The sequence below is a fragment of the Streptomyces sp. NBC_01012 genome (genome assembly GCF_045162755.1).
In the GTDB taxonomy this organism is placed as follows: domain Bacteria; phylum Actinomycetota; class Actinomycetes; order Streptomycetales; family Streptomycetaceae; genus Streptomyces.
The window spans coordinates 2,259,479-2,281,256 of sequence record NZ_CP108688.1 but is presented as its reverse complement, the minus strand read 5'-3'; the positions used below and the strand labels follow the sequence as shown (position 1 = coordinate 2,281,256).

General features: G+C 72.4%; 16 protein-coding genes. 2 read left to right on the top strand and 14 right to left on the bottom strand.

Annotation, left to right across the window (positions count from 1 at the left end; translation table 11 throughout):
• Positions 1–73: 73 nt before the first annotated feature.
• From pyk to pta, 3 genes are all read right to left on the bottom strand, one after another.
• Positions 74–1,501 carry a pyruvate kinase gene (gene pyk, locus OG623_RS09855; RefSeq protein ID WP_406145876.1) on the bottom strand — a complete coding sequence of 476 codons (1,428 nt, stop codon included), beginning with the start codon at positions 1,499–1,501 and terminating at the stop codon, positions 74–76.
• A 74-nt stretch (positions 1,502–1,575) separates the two neighbouring features.
• Positions 1,576–2,805: an acetate kinase gene (locus tag OG623_RS09850; protein WP_406145875.1), complete on the bottom strand. Its 1,230-nt coding sequence runs from the start codon at positions 2,803–2,805 to the stop codon at positions 1,576–1,578.
• 5 nt (positions 2,806–2,810) lie between these two features.
• A complete protein-coding gene (pta, locus tag OG623_RS09845; protein ID WP_406145874.1) occupies positions 2,811–4,883 on the bottom strand; it encodes a phosphate acetyltransferase in 2,073 nt (690 codons plus the stop codon).
• Between the two features lie 217 nt (positions 4,884–5,100).
• Here pta and OG623_RS09840 point away from each other — a divergent pair, with 217 nt between their 5' ends.
• Positions 5,101–6,126, top strand: coding sequence for an ATP-dependent 6-phosphofructokinase (locus OG623_RS09840; protein ID WP_362893720.1), 1,026 nt, complete (start codon positions 5,101–5,103; stop codon positions 6,124–6,126).
• A gap of 31 nt (positions 6,127–6,157) precedes the next feature.
• On the opposite strand, the gene OG623_RS09835 is transcribed toward OG623_RS09840, so the two are convergent.
• The 3 genes from OG623_RS09835 to OG623_RS09825 all read right to left on the bottom strand — a co-directional run bounded on the left by OG623_RS09835 (position 6,158) and on the right by OG623_RS09825 (position 9,271).
• The gene (locus OG623_RS09835; RefSeq protein ID WP_406151753.1) at positions 6,158–6,781 is read right to left on the bottom strand and encodes an XRE family transcriptional regulator; all 624 of its coding nucleotides are present in this window, start codon (positions 6,779–6,781) and stop codon (positions 6,158–6,160) included.
• A gap of 166 nt (positions 6,782–6,947) precedes the next feature.
• On the bottom strand, positions 6,948–7,622 hold the full coding sequence (locus OG623_RS09830) for a response regulator (protein ID WP_406145873.1): 675 nt from the start codon (positions 7,620–7,622) through the stop codon (positions 6,948–6,950).
• Positions 7,619–9,271 carry an ATP-binding protein gene (locus OG623_RS09825; protein WP_406145872.1) on the bottom strand — a complete coding sequence of 551 codons (1,653 nt, stop codon included), beginning with the start codon at positions 9,269–9,271 and terminating at the stop codon, positions 7,619–7,621. The genes OG623_RS09830 and OG623_RS09825 overlap by 4 nt, the downstream gene beginning before the upstream one ends.
• Positions 9,272–9,425: 154 nt before the next feature.
• Here OG623_RS09825 and OG623_RS09820 point away from each other — a divergent pair, with 154 nt between their 5' ends.
• On the top strand, positions 9,426–10,787 hold the full coding sequence (locus OG623_RS09820) for a cation:dicarboxylate symporter family transporter (RefSeq protein WP_406145871.1): 1,362 nt from the start codon (positions 9,426–9,428) through the stop codon (positions 10,785–10,787).
• A gap of 24 nt (positions 10,788–10,811) precedes the next feature.
• On the opposite strand, the gene OG623_RS09815 is transcribed toward OG623_RS09820, so the two are convergent.
• The 8 genes from OG623_RS09815 to OG623_RS09780 form a co-directional block, all read right to left on the bottom strand.
• Positions 10,812–12,497 carry a class I adenylate-forming enzyme family protein gene (locus OG623_RS09815; protein ID WP_406145870.1) on the bottom strand — a complete coding sequence of 562 codons (1,686 nt, stop codon included), beginning with the start codon at positions 12,495–12,497 and terminating at the stop codon, positions 10,812–10,814.
• On the bottom strand, positions 12,482–14,260 hold the full coding sequence (locus tag OG623_RS09810) for a CoA transferase (RefSeq protein WP_406145869.1): 1,779 nt from the start codon (positions 14,258–14,260) through the stop codon (positions 12,482–12,484). Before OG623_RS09810 ends, OG623_RS09815 begins: the two co-directional genes overlap by 16 nt.
• Positions 14,257–15,087 carry a methyltransferase gene (locus tag OG623_RS09805; RefSeq protein WP_406145868.1) on the bottom strand — a complete coding sequence of 277 codons (831 nt, stop codon included), beginning with the start codon at positions 15,085–15,087 and terminating at the stop codon, positions 14,257–14,259. The genes OG623_RS09810 and OG623_RS09805 overlap by 4 nt, the downstream gene beginning before the upstream one ends.
• Positions 15,088–15,178: 91 nt before the next feature.
• Positions 15,179–16,822 (bottom strand): AMP-binding protein, encoded by a 1,644-nt coding sequence (locus OG623_RS09800; RefSeq protein ID WP_406145867.1) that lies wholly within the window; start codon positions 16,820–16,822, stop codon positions 15,179–15,181.
• Positions 16,819–18,186: an FAD-dependent oxidoreductase gene (locus OG623_RS09795; RefSeq protein ID WP_406145866.1), complete on the bottom strand. Its 1,368-nt coding sequence runs from the start codon at positions 18,184–18,186 to the stop codon at positions 16,819–16,821. Before OG623_RS09795 ends, OG623_RS09800 begins: the two co-directional genes overlap by 4 nt.
• A complete protein-coding gene (locus tag OG623_RS09790; protein ID WP_406145865.1) occupies positions 18,183–19,160 on the bottom strand; it encodes a UbiA family prenyltransferase in 978 nt (325 codons plus the stop codon). The genes OG623_RS09795 and OG623_RS09790 overlap by 4 nt, the downstream gene beginning before the upstream one ends.
• A 74-nt stretch (positions 19,161–19,234) precedes the next feature.
• Positions 19,235–20,395 carry a DegT/DnrJ/EryC1/StrS family aminotransferase gene (locus tag OG623_RS09785; RefSeq protein WP_406145864.1) on the bottom strand — a complete coding sequence of 387 codons (1,161 nt, stop codon included), beginning with the start codon at positions 20,393–20,395 and terminating at the stop codon, positions 19,235–19,237.
• The gene (locus tag OG623_RS09780) at positions 20,392–21,756 is read right to left on the bottom strand and encodes a DegT/DnrJ/EryC1/StrS family aminotransferase (protein WP_406151752.1); all 1,365 of its coding nucleotides are present in this window, start codon (positions 21,754–21,756) and stop codon (positions 20,392–20,394) included. Before OG623_RS09780 ends, OG623_RS09785 begins: the two co-directional genes overlap by 4 nt.
• Positions 21,757–21,778: the final 22 nt, after the last annotated feature.

The window sequence follows — 21,778 nt, the reverse complement described above, 5'->3', positions numbered from 1 at the left end:
GCACAAGGACTGTGGCCCGCACCCCCGTTGTCCGGGGGTGCGGGCCACAGTCCTTGTGCGGGGCGCCGCCGCGTCAGGCGCGCTCGCCGCTCAGGTGGTGCACCCGGACCATGTTGGTGGTGCCGGGGACGCCGGGAGGGGAGCCGGCCGTGATGACCATCGTGTCGCCGTCGCTGTAGCGGTTCAGCTTCAGCAGCTCGGCGTCCACCAGGTCGACCATGGCGTCCGTGTTGTCCACGTGCGGCACGACGGAGGACTCGACGCCCCAGCTCAGCGCGAGCTGGTTGCGGGTGGACTCCTCCGTGGTGAAGGCCAGGATCGGCTGCGCTGTGCGGTAGCGGGACAGACGGCGGGCGGTGTCACCGGACTTGGTGAAGGCCACCAGCGCCTTGCCGTCCAGGAAGTCCGCGATCTCGCAGGCCGCGCGGGCCACCGAACCGCCCTGCGTACGGGGCTTCTTGCCCGGGACGAGCGGCTGGAGGCCCTTGGACAGGAGCTCCTCCTCGGCGGCGACGACGATCTTCGCCATCGTCTTGACCGTCTCGATCGGGTACGCGCCGACGGAGGACTCGGCCGACAGCATGACCGCGTCCGCGCCGTCCAGGATCGCGTTGGCGACGTCGGACGCCTCGGCGCGGGTCGGCCGGGAGTTGGTGATCATCGACTCCATCATCTGGGTCGCCACGATCACCGGCTTGGCGTTGCGGCGGCACAGCTCGATGAGGCGCTTCTGCACCATCGGGACCTTTTCGAGCGGATACTCGACGGCGAGGTCACCACGGGCGACCATCACACCGTCGAAGGCGGCGACGATGCCCTCCATGTGCTCGACGGCCTGCGGCTTCTCGACCTTGGCGACGACGGGGACCCGGCGGCCCTCCTCGTCCATCACCTTGTGGACGTCCTTGATGTCCTCGGCGTCCCGCACGAAGGACAGCGCGACCAGGTCGCAGCCCATCCGCAGGGCGAACCGCAGGTCCTCGACGTCCTTCTCGGACAGCGCGGGGACGTTGACCGCCGCACCGGGGAGGTTGATCCCCTTGTGGTCGGAGATGACACCGCCCTCGATGACGATGCTGGTCACCCGGGGGCCGTCGACGGAGACGACCTTCAGCTCGACGTTGCCGTCGTTGATCAGGATCGGGTCACCCTTGGCGACGTCGCCGGGCAGCCCCTTGTAGGTGGTGCCGCAGACCGACTTGTCCCCGGGGACGTCCTCGGCCGTGATGACGAACTCGTCCCCGCGGACCAGCTCGACCGGACCCTCGGCGAACTTTCCGAGACGGATCTTGGGACCCTGGAGGTCGGCGAGTACACCGACGGCACGTCCGGTCTCGGTCGCGGCCTTGCGGACACGGTCGTAACGGCCTTGGTGCTCCTCGTGGGAACCGTGACTGAAGTTGAATCGGGCCACGCTCATGCCGGCCTCGATCAGAGCGACGAGCTGCTCATGGGAGTCGACGGCGGGACCGAGGGTGCAGACGATTTTGGAACGGCGCATGAGGCGGATCCTATCGGTTTGTTTCACTGCGGAATATTCCGTCTGGTGGAAGATACAAAAGGGCGCGGGTCCGCTCAGTTGTGGACCAGGTCGAAGGTCTGGCCGGCGATCTCCAGCTCCTCGTCCGTGGGTACGACGGCGACCGCCACCCGCGCGTCATCGGGTGAGATCAGCCGGGGTTCACCGGACCGTACGGCGTTGCGTCCGGCGTCCACGGCCAGGCCGAAAGCCTCGAGACCCGCGAGCGCAGCCTCCCGCACCGGGGCCGAGTTCTCCCCGACCCCCGCCGTGAACACCACGGCGTCCACCCGGCCGAGGACCGCCGAATAGGCGCCGATGTACTTCCTCAGTCGGTGGATGTAGATGTCGAACGCGAGAGCGGCACGCTCGTCGCCCTCGTCCACCCGGCGCCGGATCTCGCGCATGTCGTTGTCGCCGCAGAGGCCGACGAGACCGCTCCTCTTGTTCAGCAGGGCGTCGATCTCGTCCGTCGACATGCCCGCCACCCGCTTCAGGTGGAAGGTGACGGCCGGATCGATGTCCCCGGAGCGCGTCCCCATGACCAGACCCTCCAGGGGGGTCAGCCCCATCGACGTCTCCACGCACCGGCCGCCCGCCACCGCCGATGCCGAGGCCCCGTTGCCCAGGTGCAGCACGATCACGTTCACATCGGCCACCGGGCGGCCCAGCAGCTCGGCCGTCCGGCGCGAGACGTAGGCGTGCGAGGTGCCGTGGAAGCCGTAGCGGCGGATGCGGTGCGCGTCGGCGGTCTCGACATCGATCGCGTAGCGCGCCGCGTACTCCGGCATCGTCGTGTGGAACGCCGTGTCGAAGACCGCGACCTGCGGAAGGTCGGGGCGCAGCGCCCGCGCCGTACGGATCCCGGTGATGTTCGCCGGGTTGTGCAGCGGGGCCACCGGGACGAGTCGCTCGATTTCCTTCAGCACCTCGTCGGTGATCACGGTGGGCTCGCTGAACTTCAGCCCGCCGTGCACCACCCGGTGGCCGATCGCGGCGAGTTCGGGGGAGTCGAGGCCGAGGCCGTCGGCCGCCAGCTCGTCGGCCGCGGCCTTCAGCGCCTGGTCGTGGTCGGCGATCCGGCCGGTGCGCTCGCGCGTCCCGCCGCCCTCGGGGGTGTGGGCCAGCCGGGAGGTCGACTCGCCGATCCGCTCGACGAGACCGGTCGCCAGCCGGGACCGGTCGCGCATGTCCAGCAGCTGGTACTTCACCGACGAGGAGCCGGAATTGAGGACGAGCACCCGGCTCGCCGTCGCCTCGGTGGTGGTCCGGTGGGTGGTGGACAACTCGTTCACTCCTCGCCCTGCGCCTGGATCGCGGTGATGGCCACGGTATTGACGATGTCCTGCACCAGGGCGCCCCGCGACAGGTCGTTGACCGGCTTGCGCAGCCCCTGGAGGACCGGCCCGACCGCGACGGCGCCCGCCGACCGCTGGACCGCCTTGTAGGTGTTGTTGCCGGTGTTGAGGTCGGGGAAGACCAGCACGGTCGCCCGGCCCGCCACCTGCGACGTCGGCAGCTTCGTGGCCGCGACGGTCGGCTCGACCGCGGCGTCGTACTGGATCGGGCCCTCGATGCTCAGGTCCGGTCGCGATGCGCGTACCCGCTCCGTGGCCTCCCGCACCTTGTCGACGTCCGCCCCGCTGCCCGAGGTGCCCGTCGAGTACGACAGCATCGCGATCCGCGGTTCCACACCGAAGCGTGCCGCCGTGACCGATGACTGCACCGCGATGTCCGCGAGCTGCTCGGCGTCCGGGTCCGGATTGACCGCGCAGTCGCCGTAGACCAGGACCTTGTCCGCGAGGCACATGAAGAACACCGAGGAGACGATCGAAGCGGCCGGCTTCGTCTTGATGATCTCGAACGCGGGCCGGATCGTCGCCGCCGTGGAGTGCACCGAGCCGGAGACCATGCCGTCGGCCAGGCCCTCCTGGACCATCAGGGTGCCGAAGTAGTTGACGTCCGCGACCACGTCGTACGCCAGCTCCACCGTCACCCCCCGGTGCGCGCGCAGCTCGGCGTACCGCTCGGCGAAGCTCTGGCGCAGCTCCGAGGTCCGGGGATCGACGATCTGGGTCTCGGCGAGGTCGATGCCCAGGTCCGCGGACTTCTTGCGGATGACGTCGGTGTCCCCGAGCAGGGTCAGGTCGCAGACATCACGGCGCAGCAGCACATCGGCGGCGCGCAGGACGCGCTCCTCGGTGCCCTCGGGCAGGACGACCCGGCGCCGGTCCGAGCGCGCCTGTTCGAGCAGTTCGTGCTCGAACATCATCGGCGTGACCCGGCCGCTGCGGGCCACCGAGACGCGCTCCAGCAGGGCTGCGGTGTCCACATGGCGCTCGAAGAGACCGAGAGCGGTCTCCGCCTTGCGGGGCGTCGCCGCGTTCAACTTGCCTTCGAGGGCGAAGAGCTCACCCGCCGTGGGAAAGGATCCGCCGGTCACCGCGACGACCGGGGTACCCGGTGCGAGCCGGGCGGCCAGCCGGAGTATCTCCTCGCCGGGCCGCTCGTTCAGGGTGAGCAGGACGCCGGCGATGGGCGGGGTGCCCGCGCTGTGCGCGGCGAGCGAACCGATGACCAGGTCCGCGCGGTCGCCCGGGGTGACGACCATGCAGCCCGGGGTCAGTGCCTTCAGGAGGTTCGGCAGCATGGCGCCGCCGAACACGAAGTCCAGCGCGTCCCTGGCCAGGCCTGAGTCGTCGCCGAGCAGGACCGTTCCGCCCAGGGCCGTGGTGACCTGGGCGACCGTGGGCGCGGAGAGCGCGGGGTCGTCCGGCAGCACGGAACAGGGGACCGGCAGCTGCGCCCTCAGGCGCTCGGCGATCTCCTGGCGGTCCTCGGACGCCACCCGGTTCACGATCATCGCCAGGACGTCGCAGCCGAGGCCGGCGTACGCCCGGTAGGCGTTGCGCGTCTCGGCCCGTACGGACTCGGCGTCCTGGTCCTGGCCGCCGACCACGGCGATCACCGATGCGCCGAACTCGTTGGCGAGCCGCGCGTTCAGCGCCAGCTCGTCGGGGAGCTGGGTCGCGGCGAAGTCGCTGCCGAGCACCAGCACCACCTCGTAGTCGCGGGCCACCCGGTGGAAGCGCTCGACGAGCAGCGAGACCAGTTCGTCGGTACCCTTCTCGGCCTGTACCGCGGAGGCCTCCTGGTAGTCCAGGCCGAAGACCGTCTCCGCGCTCTGCGAGAGCCGGTAGCGGGCGCGCAGCAGCTCGAACAGCCGGTCGGGACCGTCGTGGACGAGTGGCCGGAAGACACCCACCCGGTCGACCTGACGCGTCAGTAGCTCCATGACTCCCAGATCGACGACCTGGCGGCCGTCTCCCCGGTCGATCCCGGTCACGTACACACTGCGCGCCACGCGTGGTCTCCCGTCCTGTTTGGCTGGCATTGTCCTCTTGACGATACCTACGGGGGCAGGTGAGCCGCCCGCCGGGCACGGCACCCGGTGCGGACCCGCTCCCGGCCCCGCGCGGGTCCCGAGATCGACGTGGGACAATCGTCGTGGCTCACGGTACGGGGGTTTCGCGACAGGTCCCCCGGAACGCATGGCACTAGCGAGCAGGAGACAGAGCAGGATGCGCATCGGAATTCTCACCGCAGGCGGCGACTGCCCAGGCCTGAACGCTGTGATCCGTTCGGTCGTGCACCGTGCCGTGGTGGGGCACGGCGATGAGGTCATCGGCTTCGAGGACGGCTTCAAGGGGCTGCTCGACGGCCATTTCCGGCCTCTCGACCTCAACGCCGTCAGCGGCATCCTGGCCCGCGGTGGCACGATCCTCGGCTCTGCCCGGCTGGAGCGTGACCGGCTGCGCGAGGCCGCCGAGAACTGCGAGGAACTGTCCCGCCGTTACGGCATCGACGCGCTGATCCCGATCGGCGGCGAGGGCACGCTGACCGCGGCCCGCATGCTGTCCGACGCCGGAATGCCCGTCGTCGGCGTCCCGAAGACCATCGACAACGACATCTCCGCCACCGACAGGACCTTCGGCTTCGACACCGCGGTCGGCGTCGCGACCGAGGCCATAGACCGGCTGAAGACCACCGCCGAATCCCACCAGCGGGTCATGGTCGTCGAGGTCATGGGCCGTCACGCGGGCTGGATCGCCCTGGAGTCCGGCATGGCGGGCGGCGCCCACGGCATCTGCCTGCCCGAGCGCCGCTTCCAGGTCGACGACCTGGTCAAGATGGTCGAGGAACGCTTCGCGCGCGGCAAGAAGTTCGCCGTCATCTGTGTCGCCGAGGGTGCCCACCCGGCCGAGGGCTCCATGCCGTACGCCAAGGGCGAGATCGACCAGTTCGGACACGAGCGCTTCAAGGGCATCGGCAACCGCCTCGCCGTCGAGCTGGAACTGCGCCTCGGCAAGGAGGCCAGGCCGGTCATCCTCGGCCATGTGCAGCGCGGCGGCACACCGACGGCGTACGACCGCGTGCTGGCGACCCGCTTCGGGTGGAACGCCGTGGAGGCCGTCCACCGCGGCGACTTCGGCCGGATGACGGCGCTGCGCGGGACCGAGATAGTGATGGCCCCGCTCGCGGACGCCGTGACCCGTCTGAAGACCGTCCCCAGCGACCGGATGTACGAGGCCGAGTCGGTCTTCTGAGCCCGGGCGCGGGCCCCGGGTCTTCCGAGTCTCAGATCCCCGCCGTCCGCCAGAACTCCTCGACCACCCGGTCCAGGAACTCCCGCCCCGCGTCGCCGGCCGTCCCCGGCCGGTCGCGGCTCGTCGTGTTCCAGCTCAGCGTCGACACCATCAGGGACTGGTAGTCGGCGTGCAGCTGCTCCAGCACGTTCTGGAGGAGGATCCGGTCCAGCGGCACGAGCTTGTCCACCGGCCGTACGTAGGCCTGCCAGCGGGTCGTGACCGCCCGGGTCAGCAGGTCCGCCAGTTCCTCGTTCCGGCCGGTCGCCGTCAGGAACTGCGCCGCCGACATGTCCAGCGCCTCGCAGAGTGCCACCGCCTGGCGCTCGTTGCCGCGCCAGCGGCCCGTCTCCTCGGTCCGCTGGTACGCGGCGGCCGTCATCCCGAGGGTCCGCGCCAGGTCGTCCACCGCGATGTCCCGGGCCAGCCGGTGCTCGCGCAACGTGCTCGCGGCGGACAGGAGTTCACCCGGCGCGCACCACAACACACCGGCCAGCGCCCTCAGTTCGCGTTCGCCCGGCAGGGCCGTGCCACGCTCCCAGGCCATCACGGTCTCTGCCGTGATCCGAAGTCCGTACTGCGCGCCGAGGCCGTACGCAACATGTCCGGGAGCCATTCCCAGAGCCTCACGGAGGCGGCGTGCGGCGGGGGCGTTGAAGGGAGGGGTGGGGTGCACGGCCCCACCGTAGAAGCCCGCGAACGGCCTGGCTACAGGCTGTTCCTATTACTTCACCCTTCGTATGATCCTCCTACGGTGGCCTCGGCCGCGGAGCCCCCGCATATCAGCGGGTTTCGGCCACCCAGTGGTAGTGCAGCTCGGGCCGGCCGACCTGACCGTAGCTCGGCCTGCGCACGCCCCGGCCCACCGTCACCAGGTGCTCCAGATAGCGGCGGGCGGTGATCCTGGAGATCCCCAGTTCCTCCCCGGCGACCGCCGCCGTCAACCCGTCCTGTGCCTCCCGCAGGGCCCGGGTGACCGCCTCCAGCGTCGGCCCGCTCAGCCCCTTCGGCAGGGTGGCCGGATCCGCGACCCGCAGCGCGCCCAGCGCACGGTCCACCTCCTCCTGGCCGCTCGCTTCGCCCGCAGCCGCCCGGAACTCGGCGTAGCGCACGAGCCGGTCCCTGAGCGTGGGATAGGTGAACGGCTTCAGCACGTACTGCACGACGCCGAGCGAGACGCCCTCCCGCACCACCGCCAGATCGCGCGCCGACGTCACCGCGATGACGTCCGCCCCGTGCCCGGCGGCCCGCAGCGAACGCAGCAGCTGCAAACCGTGCCCGTCCGGGAGGTACAGATCGAGCAGCAGCAGATCCACCTCCGTCCGCTCCAGCGCCCGCGCGGCCTCGGTCCGTGAGTGGGCGACGGCGGCGACCTCGAAACCCGGCACCCGGTTCACGTACAGCTGATGGGCGTCAGCCGCCACCGGATCGTCCTCCACGACCAGCACCCTGATCACGGTGCCACCACCTCACTCCCCGCCGTACGGCCGGTGAGCGGGAGCCGCACGGTGAACTCGGCGCCGCCCTCCGCGGCCCGGCCCAGGGTCACCGTCCCGCCGTTGCGGTGGACCGCCTGCCGTACGAGCGTCAGGCCGAGGCCGCGGCCCGTGCCGTGGGTCGTCCAGCCGCGCCGGAACACCTCGTCCGCGTCGCCCTCGCCGATCCCGGCGCCGGTGTCCGCCACCCGCAGCAGCAGCTCGCCCGACTCCGTACGCGCGGTCACCGTGACCAGGGCCCGCGTCGCGGCGCGCTGTGCGGGGACGCCCGCGCCACCCGTCGCGGCCTCCGATGCCGCGTCCACCGCGTTGTCGATCAGATTGCCGAGGATCGTCACCAGGTCGCGGGGTGCGGGCGAGGACGGCAGCGCCCCGTCGTCGATCACACTGTCGTCGGCGAGCACCAGCTCCACCCCCCGCTCGTTGGCCTGCGCCGCCTTGCCGAGCAGCAGGGCCGCGAGCACCGGCTCACCGACCGCGCCCACCACCCGGTCGGTGAGGGCCTGCGCCAGCTCCAGCTCCGCCGTCGCGAAATCCACCGCCTCCTGGGCCCGGCCGAGCTCGATCAGCGACACCACCGTGTGCAGCCGGTTCGCCGCCTCGTGCGCCTGCGAACGCAGCGCCTGCGTGAAACCGCGCTCCGAGTCGAGCTCACCCGACAGCGCCTGCAGCTCCGTGTGGTCCCGCAGCGTCACCACCGTGCCGCGCCGCTCGCCGCCGACCACCGGGCTGGTGTTGACCACGATCACCCGGTCCGCGGTCAGATGGACCTCGTCCACCCGTGGCTCCGACGCCAGGAGTGCCCCGGTCAGCGGCGCGGGCAGCGCCAGCTCGTCCACCCGGCGCCCGACGGACCCCGGCGTCAGCCCCAGCAGCTCCCGGCCCGCGTCGTTGACCAGGGCGACCCGGCGCTGCCCGTCCAGCATCAGCAGGCCCTCGCGCACCGCGTGCAGCGTGGCCTCGTGATACGTGTGCATCCGGCTCAGCTCCCTGGCGTTCATCCCGTGCGTGTGCCGCCGCAGCCTGGCATTGATCACGTACGTGCCGAGCGCGCCGATCGCCAGGGCCGCGCCCGCCGCGGTCCCCAGGGCGCCGAGCTGCTCGCGTACCTGCGTGGACACCCGCTGGACGGTGATGCCCGCGCTGACCAGGCCGACGATCCTGTCGCCGTCGCGGACCGGCGTGACCACCCGTATCGAGGGTCCGAGCGTGCCGGCGTAGGTCTCCTCGAACGTCTCGCCGAGCAGCGCGCCCTCGGTGTGCCCGATGAAGGCCCGGCCGATCTGGGTCGGGTCGGGATGGGTCCAGCGGACCCCCTGCGGATTCATGATCGTGACGAACGCGATCCCGGTCTCCTCACGGACCCGCTCCGCGTACGGCTGGAGTACGGAAGACGGGTCCGGGGTACGGATCGCCTCCCGCACCGACGGCGATTCGGCCATCGCGAGCGCGACGGCCCGCACCTGACGAACCGCGGTCGTCTCCGCCTGGGAGCGGCCCGAGGCGTACGCGAAGAAGGCGCATCCGGCCACGACCGCGGCCACGAGCAGGGCCTGCATCACGAACAGCTGGCCGGCCAGGCTGCGGGGGAGGGCACGGGACAGACGCATGTCTCACAGTCTGCCTGGCGGGGAGCACGGGCCCAAGGTGGCTCGAAAAGGCGCGTGAACGATATGAACGCAAGGGTGACGGCCGTCACAGGGAAGTGGATAGTCACCGGAGCCCCCAGGGACGGGGAGCCGCACATACCCCGAGGAGACCCCCGTGGCAGAGAACGCCGCACGACGGGACCGCACGCACTATCTGTATCTGGCCGTGATCGCCGCCGTGGTGCTGGGCATCACGGTGGGCCTCGCGGTGCCGGACTTCGCCGTGGAGCTCAAGCCGATCGGCACCGGATTCGTCAACCTGATCAAGATGATGATCTCGCCGATCATCTTCTGCACGATCGTGCTGGGGGTCGGATCCGTACGCAAGGCCGCCAAGGTCGGCGCCGTCGGCGGTCTGGCCCTCGGCTACTTCCTGGTGATGTCGACCGTCGCGCTGGCCATCGGCCTCGTCGTCGGCAACATCCTGGAGCCCGGCTCCACCCTCCACATCACGGAGGCGACGCGCGCCGTGGGTGAGGCGCAGGTCTCGGGGGACAGCGAGTCCACCACGGACTTCCTGCTCGGCATCATCCCCACGACCATCGTGTCGGCCTTCACCGCCGGCGAGGTCCTCCAGACCCTGCTCATCGCCCTGCTCGCCGGCTTCGCACTCCAGGCCCTGGGTTCGGCGGGCGAGCCGGTCCTGCGGGGCATCAGCCACATCCAGCGCCTCGTCTTCCGCATCCTCGCCATGATCATGTGGGCGGCCCCGGTCGGCGCCTTCGGTGCGATGGCGGCAGTGGTCGGCGAGACCGGCGTGGACGCGCTGAAGTCGCTCGCGGTCATCATGATCGGCTTCTACGTCACCTGTGCGCTCTTCGTCTTCCTGATCCTGGGGGCGATCCTGCGCGTGGTGTCCGGGGTCAACATCTTCCTGCTGCTGAAGTACCTGGGCCGTGAGTTCCTGCTGATCCTCTCCACCTCCTCGTCCGAGTCGGCGCTGCCGCGGCTGATCGCGAAGATGGAGCACGTGGGTGTCAGCAAGCCCGTCGTCGGCATCACCGTGCCGACCGGCTACTCCTTCAACCTCGACGGCACCGCGATCTACCTCACGATGGCCTCGCTGTTCATCGCCAACGCCACGGGCGACCCGCTGAGCATCGGGGAGCAGGTCTCGCTGCTGGTGTTCATGGTGATCGCCTCCAAGGGCGCGGCGGGCGTCACCGGTGCAGGTCTCGCCACCCTCGCGGGCGGACTCCAGTCGCACCGCCCCGAACTGGTCGACGGCGTCGGCCTGATCGTCGGCATCGACCGCTTCATGAGCGAGGCCCGCGCCCTGACGAACTTCGCGGGCAACGCGGTGGCCACCATCCTCGTCGGCACCTGGACCAAGGAGATCGACCGGGCCCGGGTGGACCAGGTCCTCTCCGGCGCGCTCCCGTTCGACGAGAAGATGATCACTGAGGAGAGCGACGCGGAGCAGGTCCCGGAACAGCGGGACGGGGACGAGGAGAAGCCCTCGCTGGCCAAGGCGTAACACCTGGAGGGGAGTACCCGCCCCTCAGCCCGACCGATACCGGGCCCCACGGCAGTGTGCCGCCGCCCGCTCCGACAGGGAGCGGCGGCACACCTTGCCCGTGGGGCCCAGCGGCATGGCCGGGACGTGCAGAAGACGCTCGGGCAGCTTGCGTGACTCAAGGCCGCGGCGCACCAGGAAGCCGGCCAGATCGGCCAGGGAGGGTGCGGGCGCGCCGGGAACCGGCCGGACACAGGCGCAGAGCCGCTCGCCGAGATCCGGATCGGGCACCGGCACACACACCGCCTCGGCCACGGCCGGATGGTGGGCGAGCTCCCGCTCCACCTCGGCGGGGCTGATGTTGTGCCCGCCGCGGATCACGACATCCTTCAGCCGGCCCAGGACGAACAGCCTTCCGTCCGCGTCGATCCGCCCGAGGTCACCGGTGCGCACCCAGCCGTCGGCGCTCCGGTAGCGCGTGTCCAGCCCGGCGTCCGCGACGTAACACAGCGGCGTCATCGGGCCCCTGGCCTGGATCTCCCCGACGGCACCCGCGGGCAACGGGTGATCACCGGGAGCGGTGATCCGGATCAGGGCGACCGCGGGATCCGGGATCCCCGCGTACTCCTCCTCGGCCCCGGGCGACCAGACCGTGTGGCAGTTGACGCCGTCCGAGGAGCCGTAGACCTTCAACACGGGCCGCCCGAAGCGCCGTACGCAGGCCAGGGCCGTGCTGTGCGGCAGCGCCGCACCGCTGGACACCAGCGCCCGCAGGCCGGTGAAGTCCTCACCGGGCGCGGGGGCGGTCTCGGCGAGCCGCCGCAGCATCGTCGGCACCCCGAAGACATGCGTGGGCCGGTGGACGCCGAGCGCCGCCGACGTCCCGCGCACCGAGAACGACGGCGGGACGACGAGCGTGCCGCCGAGCGCGGCGACGGTGACAATGCCGCACGAGCCGAAGGAGGAGCCCAGCGGAGCGAGGACGAGATGACGACGGGGCTCCGCACCCGGCGCGAGCGCCCGGACGTACGCGGCCCGGCCCCCTCCCATCGCCTCGTGGGAGTAGGCCACCATCTTGGGCGCCGCCTCGGTGCCGGACGAGACCAGGACACGGGCCGGCGCCGCCGGATCCACCGGGCCGGGGTGCCAGGGTCGGCCGGGGCCCCTGCCGAGCGGGCGGGTGCCGGGCAGGCCGGGCAGCGGGCTGAACAGCACCTCGATGTCCGGGAGTCGCTCGGCCACCGCGACATCGTCAGGTTCCGTGAACACGGCGGCCCGCGCGCGGGAGGCGCCCAGGAGCGCCAGGGTGTCCCGGCTGCCGCCGCCCGGCGGGTACGGCAGGGCGACCGCGCCGATCGCGTACACGGCGAGTTCGGCGGCGACCGCGTCCCGGCCTCCGGGGAGCCGCAGCGCCACCACGTCCCCCGAGCGGAGGCCCGCATCGGTGAACACCGCGCAGATACGGCGGACCTCGGCGTCCAGAGCCGCGTAGGTGAGGCCGCCACCCGCCGGCTCGCCGGTCTCCACGACCGCCTGCCGGGTGGGATGGAGCCGCACACGGAGGCGGAAGAGGGAGTAGAGGTCGCGGCCCGGAGAGAGCCCCCGCCCGGCCCAGGCACGGCGGTCCGCGCGGGGCACACGGTCGGGGAACGCCACCCCGTTGCGGGAGGTCCAGGGCGCCCGCGCAGCCGTCCCCGCCATCGTCGGCGCGCCCGTCACGAGAACGTCCACGGGCTGCGGACCGTCGCGTACCCGCCCGGCGGGGCCGGATCCACGGCGTACCGGAAGCCGGGGTCGTCCGGGAGGGTGCCCAGATCGGTACGGACCTCGGTGGCGGCGGCACCGGCGAGGCCGAGCCGCTCCAGCCACCAGCCGGTGGTGCGGTGGCCGAAGCGCGCGGCCACGGCGCTTGGGTCCGGCGCGCCGAGGCCGGTGATCCGGGCGAGCAGAGGGAGATCGGCCCGGATCCGCTCGCCCAGGCACAGATAGCCGTCGGCCGTGCGTACCGGAGTCTCCAACGGCGACCGGGCCCCGCGCCGCACGGCCGGGCGAGGCACCAGGCCCGCGGCCGACAGCAGCGAGGACTCGGCACGCACCCCGTGCCCCCGGAGGGCGCCCAGCAGCAGCCCCGCCACCACCGCATGGGCGCAGAGGAGGCCGCCGAGCACATCGGTCAGCGTCATCAGGGAGGGCGCGGGAATCTCCCCGGCCGGACGCAGAGCCGCGGCCAGACCGCTGCGGGCCTGGGCGAGGTAGTCGGTGCCGATCGGGGTCTCTCCTGGCGGCCAGGCGTCGCCGAAGCCCGAGGCCCCGGCATGCACGAGGCCGGGCCTGACCCGCCACAGGTCCTCCGCGTCGAGACCCAGGCGCTCGGCCCGGCCCGGCGCCCAGTTGTGCAGGAACACATCGGCTCCCGCGACGAGTTCACGCACGGCGGCGTGCCCAGCCGCCGTACGCGGGTCGGCCTCGACGACCCGCTTCCCGGAGTTCAGCGCCGAGTGGCGCACCGAACAGCCACCAGCGAGCGGCGGCAGCCCGCGCATCGGATCGCCGCCAGGAGGCTCGACGCCGATCACCTCGGCACCCAGCAGCCGCAGGACATGACCGGCGAGCGGACCCTGCACCCGGCGCGTCGACTCCACTACCCGTACGCCCGCCAGGGGCAGGACGGCGGGCGTACGGACCGGGGCCGGCACCGGCACGTACGGCGGCCCCGGGGTGAGGCGCACCGGTGCGACGGACAGCACCGGGGCGGGGCTGTCCGTCAGCGGGACGAGGCTGACACCGCAGGACGCCGCGGCCTCCCGGAGGGACCCGAGCGGCGTGGCGCGAGCCGCTGTCCGCACCTCATCGGGCAGGGCGCACACGGCCGTGGCGAACCGCTGCTGGAAGGCCCCCCAGCCGCGTCCCGCGAGCCGGGCGGGGACACCGAGCCGCTGCCAGAACTCCCGCCACGCGTCGGGGTCGAGGGTCTCGATCTCGAAGGCGGTGCCCTCGGCGGAGACCAGCGTCGCTCCACCGCGCCCGGCCGGTTCGGCGCCGTACGGGCCCTCCGCCCCGTGCCGGCCTTTCGCGCCGTACGGGCCCTCCGCGCCGTCGGCGGGGGCCGTGGCGGCGGCGAGGTACTGGCCGAGCGCGAGCAGGGCCCCTTGCGCGGCCGAGGTCCGCACCTCGCTCAGGCCGTGTCCCCGGTGCCGGGCGAGCAGGACCGCACAGACACCCAGGGCGCCGAGCACCCCCGCGGCGGTGGCGGCGTAGTCCACCCCGAGCGGGAGCGGCCGGCCGCCTGCCCTCCCGTGGACGTGCATGATCCCGCAGGCAGCCTGGACCGCGTCCTCGTCGGCGAGCGGCGCGGTGACCGGCCCGGCCCAGTCCGCCGTCAGGCGTACGTCCCGGACGGCGCCGGGCGGGACGACCCCGTCGGTCGCCCCGCGCAGCAGACGGGCCGTCACCCCGGCCGTCGTCGCGGGCATCACAGGGGTGGAGGTGCTCACAGGTCCGCACTCCCGGGGCGCCGGCCCTGTGTCGAGTACAGGACGCTGCTGGCCGCACGGAAGCCCGGGTCCCTCATGATCTCCCGCACCCGGTCGAGCTGGCGGTCCGTCAGCCCCTGGGCCAGCAGCTTCTCCCGCAGATGGTGGGTGTGGTGGAGCTGGAGCTGAAGGCTGGGGGAGCCCGCGTGGCGCACCTCGATGTGCGGGTGCACATCGACCTCGACCAGGCCGGCCTCCCGCAGCGCCTCCGGCACCCGCCTTCCCCAGTGCGGGTCACCTCCGCCGGCCCGCATGGCGGCGGACTTGGCCTCCAGGAAGGCGGTGTAGAGCTTCTCGGCATCCGGGTCGGGCGAGAGGAGCGGGGGTTCGTACGAGGTGTCGAACTCATCGATCTGGAGCACCCCGCCGGGCCGCAGGGCACGGACCAACGTGCGGAGCACGCTGCGCCGTTCGGGCAGGTGCTGGAGGACGAGACGGGCCACGACGAGGTCGTAGCGGTCCTCGGGGAGCCGGTCGTGCACGAGGTCGTGCGCCCGCACCTCCAGCTGCGGGGCGGGGGAGATGTGGCGGGGGTCCACATCGGTCGCCAGGACCGAGCCACCGGGGCCGACGCGCCCCGCCAGCCAGTGAGCCACGCTGCCGCCGCCCGCGCCGACCTCCAGGCAGTGCCAGCCGGGGCCGACCCCGGTGGCGGCCAGCCGGGGCAGGGTGACCGGGTCGTAGGCAGCCGCGAGGCAGCGGTGCTGTTCCGTGCTGTGCGGGGTGGCGTTGTCGAAGACGTACCCCCCGGTGGGCTCGGTGGGCTCGGTGGCCGTCGGGTGCGGCACGGTGGGAGTCCTTCGGTGCGAGAGGGGTGAGAGAGGTGGGAGGGGTGAGAGAGGTGGGAGGGGTGAGGGGAAGGAGGACGGACGGGGCCCGTCAGGTCCAGCGGCCGGTGCCGCAGGTGCCCGCGTCCCCGGTGAGCTGCTCCAGCAGGGCGGAGCGCCGCACCTTCCCGGTGCCGGTGCGCGGCACCTCGTCCCAGGTGAGGACGGTCGGCTCGGCGAGCGGGAGGCCGGCCGCCGCGGTGTCCCAACGGGCAGGATCGAGCTGTCCGTCGGGGGTGACGACGACGGGGATCGGGTCCTTGCCGTCCGGGCGGCCGAGGACGACACACTCCAGCGCCTCGGGCAGCCGCACCTCGAGCAGGTCCTCCGTCTCCAGGCAGCTGAGCCCGCCGGGGCTGTCGACCTCGCGGTCCAGGAGGCGCACGCTGCCGTCGCGGCGCAGCACCCCGAGGTCGCCGGTGTTCCACCACCCGTCGTGGTGCTTGTCGGCCCAGCGGTCCTCCTCGCCGACGTAACCGAGCGCGAGGGCGGCGGTTCTGGCCTGCAGCAGCCCCGTACTGCCGCGGGGCAGCGGCATGCGGGTACGGGGATCGACCACACGCAGCCGGGTCTTGAACGGGATGGGGCGGCCCAGGTCCCGGGCGGTGGAACGGGCGGCGTCGGTGGCCGTACGCGTGTGGAAGCGGAAGGTCAGCGGCCCGGTCTCGGTCTGGCCCCAGCCCTGCATCCACACGGGGCGCGTACGCCTGCTGGCATGCAGATAGGCGCGGAGCGTGGGCGGGTGGACCGCGTCGTAGGTGCTGATGTAGAGGCGGACCCGGCGGAAGGGGTTGTCGAGCCGGCGGGTGAGGCCCTGGAAGCGGACGTAGACGCTCGGCAGGGCCTCGACGATGGTCGGGGGATGCGCGCGCAGCAGCGGATCGACCGCGTCAGGGGCGGCGCCGGAGAGCAGGACCACGGCCTCGGGGGCGCGTGAGAAGGCCACCGCCGTCCAGCAGAAGGTGCGCCCATGGGCGTACGAGCCCGCGTGCAGCAGGGTGTCGCCGCGACGGACGCCGATGCCGGGGTAGGGAACCGCCTCGAAGCGGGCGAGCTTACGGATGATCGTGCGCGTGGAGTGGGTGACGAGCTTGGGTACCCCGGTGGTGCCCGAGGTGTGGTTGATGACGAGCGGCTCGTCGTCATGGCGGGCGCGGTGCACCGGGGGTCCGGGCTCGATGTCCGCGAGCGGGCGGACACCCGGGGCACCGACACCGGGGGCATCGGCGCCCCGGGCTTCGGCGCCCGGAGCTTCGACATCCCGGGCTTCGGCGCCCACGGTGAGGCAGATGCCGGCCAGGGCGGCCGGATCGGTGCCCGCGGCCCGGCAGCGCTCCAGTACGGCGGCCGAGGTGATGAGCACCGTGGGCCTGAGCCTGGTGAGCAGGGCGGCGAGGACCGCCGGGTCGAGCGCGGCGGAGAGCTGGGCGGGCACGGCACCGGCGCGGACGGCGGCGCAGGCGAGGAGGTCGTAGTCCCAGTGGTTCTCCTTGACGACCGCCACCCGGTCCCCACGCCCGGCCCCGGCTGCGGCGAGCCGGGCGGCGGTGGTGGCGACCAGGGTGGCCAGCTCGGGGACGGTCCACCGGGTGCCACCGTCGGGTGCGAGGTCGAAGGGCCGGTCGAGGTGGACGACGGTGGCGTGCCCCCGGGCCGCGGCCTCGTCGAAGAGCAGCCCCATGTCGGACGGCTTCACCCGGCCACCGCCGGCAGCTGCGCGGGGCGCGGGGCAGGGGTACCGAGCCGGCTGAGGACACGCGATGCGGCGATGCCGCCGGAGCGCACCGCGCCCTCGGACGCGGGACGCAGCATGACCCAGTCGCCCGCGTACTCGATGGCGCGCACGGGGCGCGCGGCGAAGCGCTCGCGCAGGTGCAGGGCGCGTGGCGTGGCCTCGGGCAGGGCGTGCGGGAACGCGTGCACGAAGGTGCGGAGGGTGGCGGCGCCGAGCCCCGGCACATAGCGCTCGGCGGCTGCGAGCAGCCGGGCCGCCGTCTCCTCGTGCGGGCTGTCCAGCAGCTCGGGCACCGTCCCGGGAGCGGCCATCAGGGTCAACAGCCCCTTGCCGTGCGGGGCGCGGCCCGGGTGTTTGACGTGGTCGGCGATGACGGCGGTCAGGACGTTCTCCTCGACGGCGGGGGTGAGCAGCAGATACAGGGGCCGGCCGGCAGCGGTGGGTGCCAGGGGCCGGTCCAGCAGACAGCTGACCTTGAGCGCGGAGCTGAAGGTGCAGGCGTCGATGAACGCGCGTTCATCGGGCGGCGCCTGGGGGCGGAGGGCGGCGGCGACAGGGGCGGGTACGGCGAGCACGGCGGCCCGCGCGGTGATCTCCCCGTCCGCGAAGCGCACCACGGCACGGCCGTTCCCCTCGACGACCTCGTGCGCGGTCCTGCCGGTCTCGACGTCCACGGTGCCGGCGAGCCGCCGGGCCAGCAGGTCCATGCCGTCGCGGTAGGTGCGCCAGCCGGACGGCGGACCGACCTCGGCGAGCATGCTCAGCATCGGGGCCGCGGTGGAGCGGGTGGTGTCCCAGCCGAAGCAGCATTCCGCCAGCGGTTGGAGCAGGTAGTCGTGGAGGTCCGGGTGGTAACGCCCGGCCAGTTCACGGATGGTGGCCGCGCCGGCCGGGGTGCTCTCGGGTCGGTCACCGTCGTAGGCGCCGGGCCGGCTCGCGGTCCGCCCCAGCAGCCTGGCCAGGTCGAGCCTGGCCCGCGGCCCGAGCCCGGCGCCCGCCCCGAGCAGGGCTCCTGGCCCTGCGACCCCCGGGCGGGCCCGGCCGTTGCGCCAGACGGCGATGCCGCCGCAGATGCGGGGGATGTCGGTGCGGGGGACACCGAGGCGGTCGAGCAACTCCCAGGTGGCGCGGTAGCCGTGGGAGGGGACCTGCTCGGCCCCCTGGTCGACGGTCCAGCCTTCGTGCCGGAAGGACCGCATCCGGCCGCCCACTTCGGCATGGCTCTCGAAGACGCGTACGGAGAGTCCGGCGCGGCTCAGTTCATGTGCGGCGGTGAGGCCGGCCGGACCCGCGCCGATCACGGCGACATCCAGGTCGTGGCTCATGAGGCCCCTGCTCCGACGAGCAGGTTCGTCACGATGAGAAGGACGACGCTCAGCCGGTGCACGAGGAAGCCGGTGCGGCGGGCGACCATGACGTTTCCGCCCCGGAAGCCGGTCACGTACTGCCGGAGTCTGAGGCACCCGGCCGGGAGCATGACCAGGGCGAACCACCAGGGTGCGATGCCGGTGACGGAGGCCACGACGCTGATCAGGTACTCGCCGGCTGACAGGACCCCGACGAAGGCGGCGTTGCCACGGGGGGAGACGAGGGCGGCGACGGTGGGGCGCCCGACGGCGCGGTCACCATCGACGTCGTTGGTGTTGGAGTACACCCCGAACATGAGCGGCCCGAAGCCGAAGAGCAGCCCCTGCACCAGGAGGAAGCCGGTGTACTGCCCGGTCAGCAGCCCGTAGGGGGCGAGGACCAGGACCAGCCCCAGGGCGACGAGGAACGCCTCCTGGAAGCCGTGGTAGCTGATCTTCAGGCCGTAGGAGTACTGGAGGGAGACGACGTAGAGGGCGGCCAGCAGCACGATCGCCCACAGCGGCCGGTGCGGGGCGACGGCGACGGTGAGCGCCCAGACGGCCGCGCCGGCCACGGCGCAGGTCCAGGCGAAGCGGAGCGCCTCGCGCTCCGTGAGAGTCCCCGCGACGAGCGGCTTGCGCAGCTTGTTGCGCAGCGGATGGTCGGGGCCGTAGTTGGCGAGGTCGCTGCCGTCCCGGTAACCCGTCACATCGTCCAGCGCGACCATGGCCATGATCACGAGGACCTGGCCGAGGAGGAGGAGCGACAGCGTCCCCAAGGCGCGGCCGGTCAGTCCGGAGAGCGGCAGCAGGACGGCTGCCAGGACGACCGGGGCGCTCAGGTAGTAGTCGAAGACGTCGAGCTTGCCCAGTCTCCGGTAACTCTGCAGCTTGCCCTCGGGGCAGGGCGCGGCGGGTACGGCTCCCGCTTCGGCTGCGACGTTCTGTGTCATCGTTCCTCGGTCCTTCGTGTGGTTCATGTCGTTCGTGCCTGGTATGCCGTGGCGCGAGCGGGACGAGCCGTGGCTCAGCGCCCGTCCGCGAAGGAGCTGACGCTGTCGGCGATGTGCTCCACCTGGGCGTCGGTCAGGAGGTGGTGCACGGGGATCGCGAGGATGCGCGCGGAGGCGGCCTCGGCCCGTGGCCATGTCTCGCCCGGGCGGGCGTACCGGGCGAAGGCCGACTGCGCGGGCAGCGGCTGGGGGTAGTAGACGTGGGTCTCCACACCGGCGCCCGTGAGATGGGCGCGCAGGGCGTCGCGTTCCTCGGCGAGCAGGCAGTAGACGTAGTGGCAGCGGCCGTCACGGCCCGGGGGAGGCGCGAGGATCCCGTGGTCCGCGAGCGGGGCGAAGCGCTCGGTGTAGTGCGCGGCGATGGCGGCCCTGCGCTCCAGCCTGGCCGGGAAGCCGTCGAAGCGGTGGAGCTGGAAGGCTGCCTGTACCTCGTCGAAGCGGCTGTTCCTGCCGACGACATGGTGGACGAAGCGTTGCCGGCCGTCCTGCCCGTGGTTGCGCAGCATCCTGAGCCTGCGGGCGAGTTCGGCGTCGTGGGTGACGATCGCACCGCCCTCGCCCGGCATCCCGCAGGACTTCACCTGGACGAAGGAGTAGACCCCGGCGTCGCCCCAGAGCCCTGCCGGCGTGGAGCCGAGGACGGCTCCCTGGGCGACGGCGGAGTCCTCGACGAGCCGCAGTCCGTGGCGGCGGGCGAGCGCGCGGAAGCGGGGCATGTCGGCCATGACGGAGAACATGTGCGCGGGCATCAGGGCCTTGGTCCTGGGCGTGATGCACCGCTCCATGGCGTCCGGGTCGGCGACCATCGTGTGTGGCTCGATGTCGGCGAAGACCGGGACGGCCCCGATGTTGATGACGGAGGCGGCGAGCGGGGCGCACCCGAAGGCGGGGACCACCACCTCGTCGCCCGGGCCGATGTCCATGGCGGTGAGGACGAGTTCGAGCGCCGAGGTGCCGCTGCCGCACAGCACGACATCGGTGGCGCCAAGGGATTCACGCAGCACCCGCTCGAACTCCTGGGTGCGGTGGCCGAGGATGAAGCGCTGCGAGGGGTCGAGCGCGACCTCGCGCACGAGGTCCAGCAGGGCCCTGCGGTCGGTCTCGAAGAGATGGGGCGGGAAGAAGGGGATGGGGGCGGCGGTCGCGACCACGGCGCTGCGGGTGGGTGCGGTCACCTCAGGCGCCCGCCTTTCTCTTCCTCGGCCGCGGCGTGCGCGCGGTCCTGGGCCGGAGCCTGCGCACGCGCCTGCGCGCGGTCCTGGGCACCCGCGCGGGGCGCGTAGAAGTCCGCCACGGCGGCGCAGACCCGGTCGGCCTCCTCGATCGTGAGGTCAGGGTGGAGCGGCAGTGCCACGGCCTGCCCGGCCGCCCGCTCGGCGTGCGGGAAATCGCCCGGCCGGTGGCCCAGGGAGGCGAAGGCCGGCTGGTGCGGCAGAGGCACCGGGTAGTAGACCTCCGTGCCGATGTCCTGCCGTTCGAGATGGGCGACGAGGGCGTCGCGGCGCTCGGCCTCGATCAGATAGACGTAGAAGACGTCCCGGTCCCCGTCCTCGGCCCTGGCGGTGGAGCGCGGCAGCCGCAGGACGCCGGGGACGTGGCGCAGTCGTTCGGTGTAGTGGGCGGCGAGGACGGCGCGGCGGGCGATGTCGCTCTCCAGGGTCGTCAACCGTGCCAGGAGCACGGCCGCCTGCACGTCGTCCATCTTGCTGTTGGTGCCGACCCAGCTGCTCCCGGTCGAGATCGCGGGGAAGTCGTCGAGCGTCGGTCCGGACCGGCCGTGGTGGCGCAGCGCGCCGACTGCACGGGCCAGCTCCGGGTCGTCGGTGAGCACGGCCCCCGCGTCACCCAGGGCGCCGAGCGTCTTGCTCGGGAAGAAGGAGAGTACCCCGCCCGCTCCGTACAGACCCGCGTGCCGTCCCTCCCGGCGCATGCCGATCGCCTCGGCGCTGTCCTCCACGACCGTCAGCCCGTGCGCCTCGGCCACGGCCCCGATGGCTGCCATGTCGGCGGTCCGGTGGAAGAGGTGCGCGGGCATCACGAAGCGACAGGCCGGGGTGATCGCGGCGGCCAGTGCGCGTGGATCCATGGCGTAGGTGACGGGGTCGATGTCGACGAATCTCGGAGTGCCCCCCGCGAGGACGACGGACGACGCCGTGGCGAAGAAGGAGTAGGCGGGCACCAGCACTTCGTCACCCGGCCGAAGACCGCACGCCCGCAGCAGCAGAATCAGCGCATCGGTCCCGCTGTTCACCCCGATGGCGAACCGGGCTCCGGTGTAGGCGGAAAGCGCCTCTTCCCATTCGCTCACCTGGGCGCCGTGGGAGAATTTTCCGTTGTCGAACACGCGCTCAAGGTTCTGTTCGACCACAGGCCACAGCCGGCGAAATGCGCGGGCCTGGGAGAAGAACGGCACCCCTGGTGACGGAGGTTCGGGGGCTTCCTGATTGGTTAATTCCTGGACAGTTAATTCCCGTACTTCCTGAGCGGGTGTCACGCCCACATCCACAAGGCCGCTGACCTCGGGCTCGTAACCCATGGTGAACCCTCCCCGATCTTCT

What these genes read in the sequence shown, in the direction of transcription:
- pyk (WP_406145876.1), bottom strand. Translation starts at nt 1,501, where the DNA reads ATGCGCCGTTCCAAAATCGTCTGCACCCTCGGTCCCGCCGTCGACTCC.
- OG623_RS09840 (WP_362893720.1), top strand. Translation starts at nt 5,101, where the DNA reads ATGCGCATCGGAATTCTCACCGCAGGCGGCGACTGCCCAGGCCTGAAC.
- OG623_RS09835 (WP_406151753.1), bottom strand. Translation starts at nt 6,781, where the DNA reads ATGGCTCCCGGACATGTTGCGTACGGCCTCGGCGCGCAGTACGGACTT.
- OG623_RS09825 (WP_406145872.1), bottom strand. Translation starts at nt 9,271, where the DNA reads ATGCGTCTGTCCCGTGCCCTCCCCCGCAGCCTGGCCGGCCAGCTGTTC.
- OG623_RS09795 (WP_406145866.1), bottom strand. Translation starts at nt 18,186, where the DNA reads ATGAGCCACGACCTGGATGTCGCCGTGATCGGCGCGGGTCCGGCCGGC.
- OG623_RS09790 (WP_406145865.1), bottom strand. Translation starts at nt 19,160, where the DNA reads ATGACACAGAACGTCGCAGCCGAAGCGGGAGCCGTACCCGCCGCGCCC.
- OG623_RS09780 (WP_406151752.1), bottom strand. Translation starts at nt 21,756, where the DNA reads ATGGGTTACGAGCCCGAGGTCAGCGGCCTTGTGGATGTGGGCGTGACA.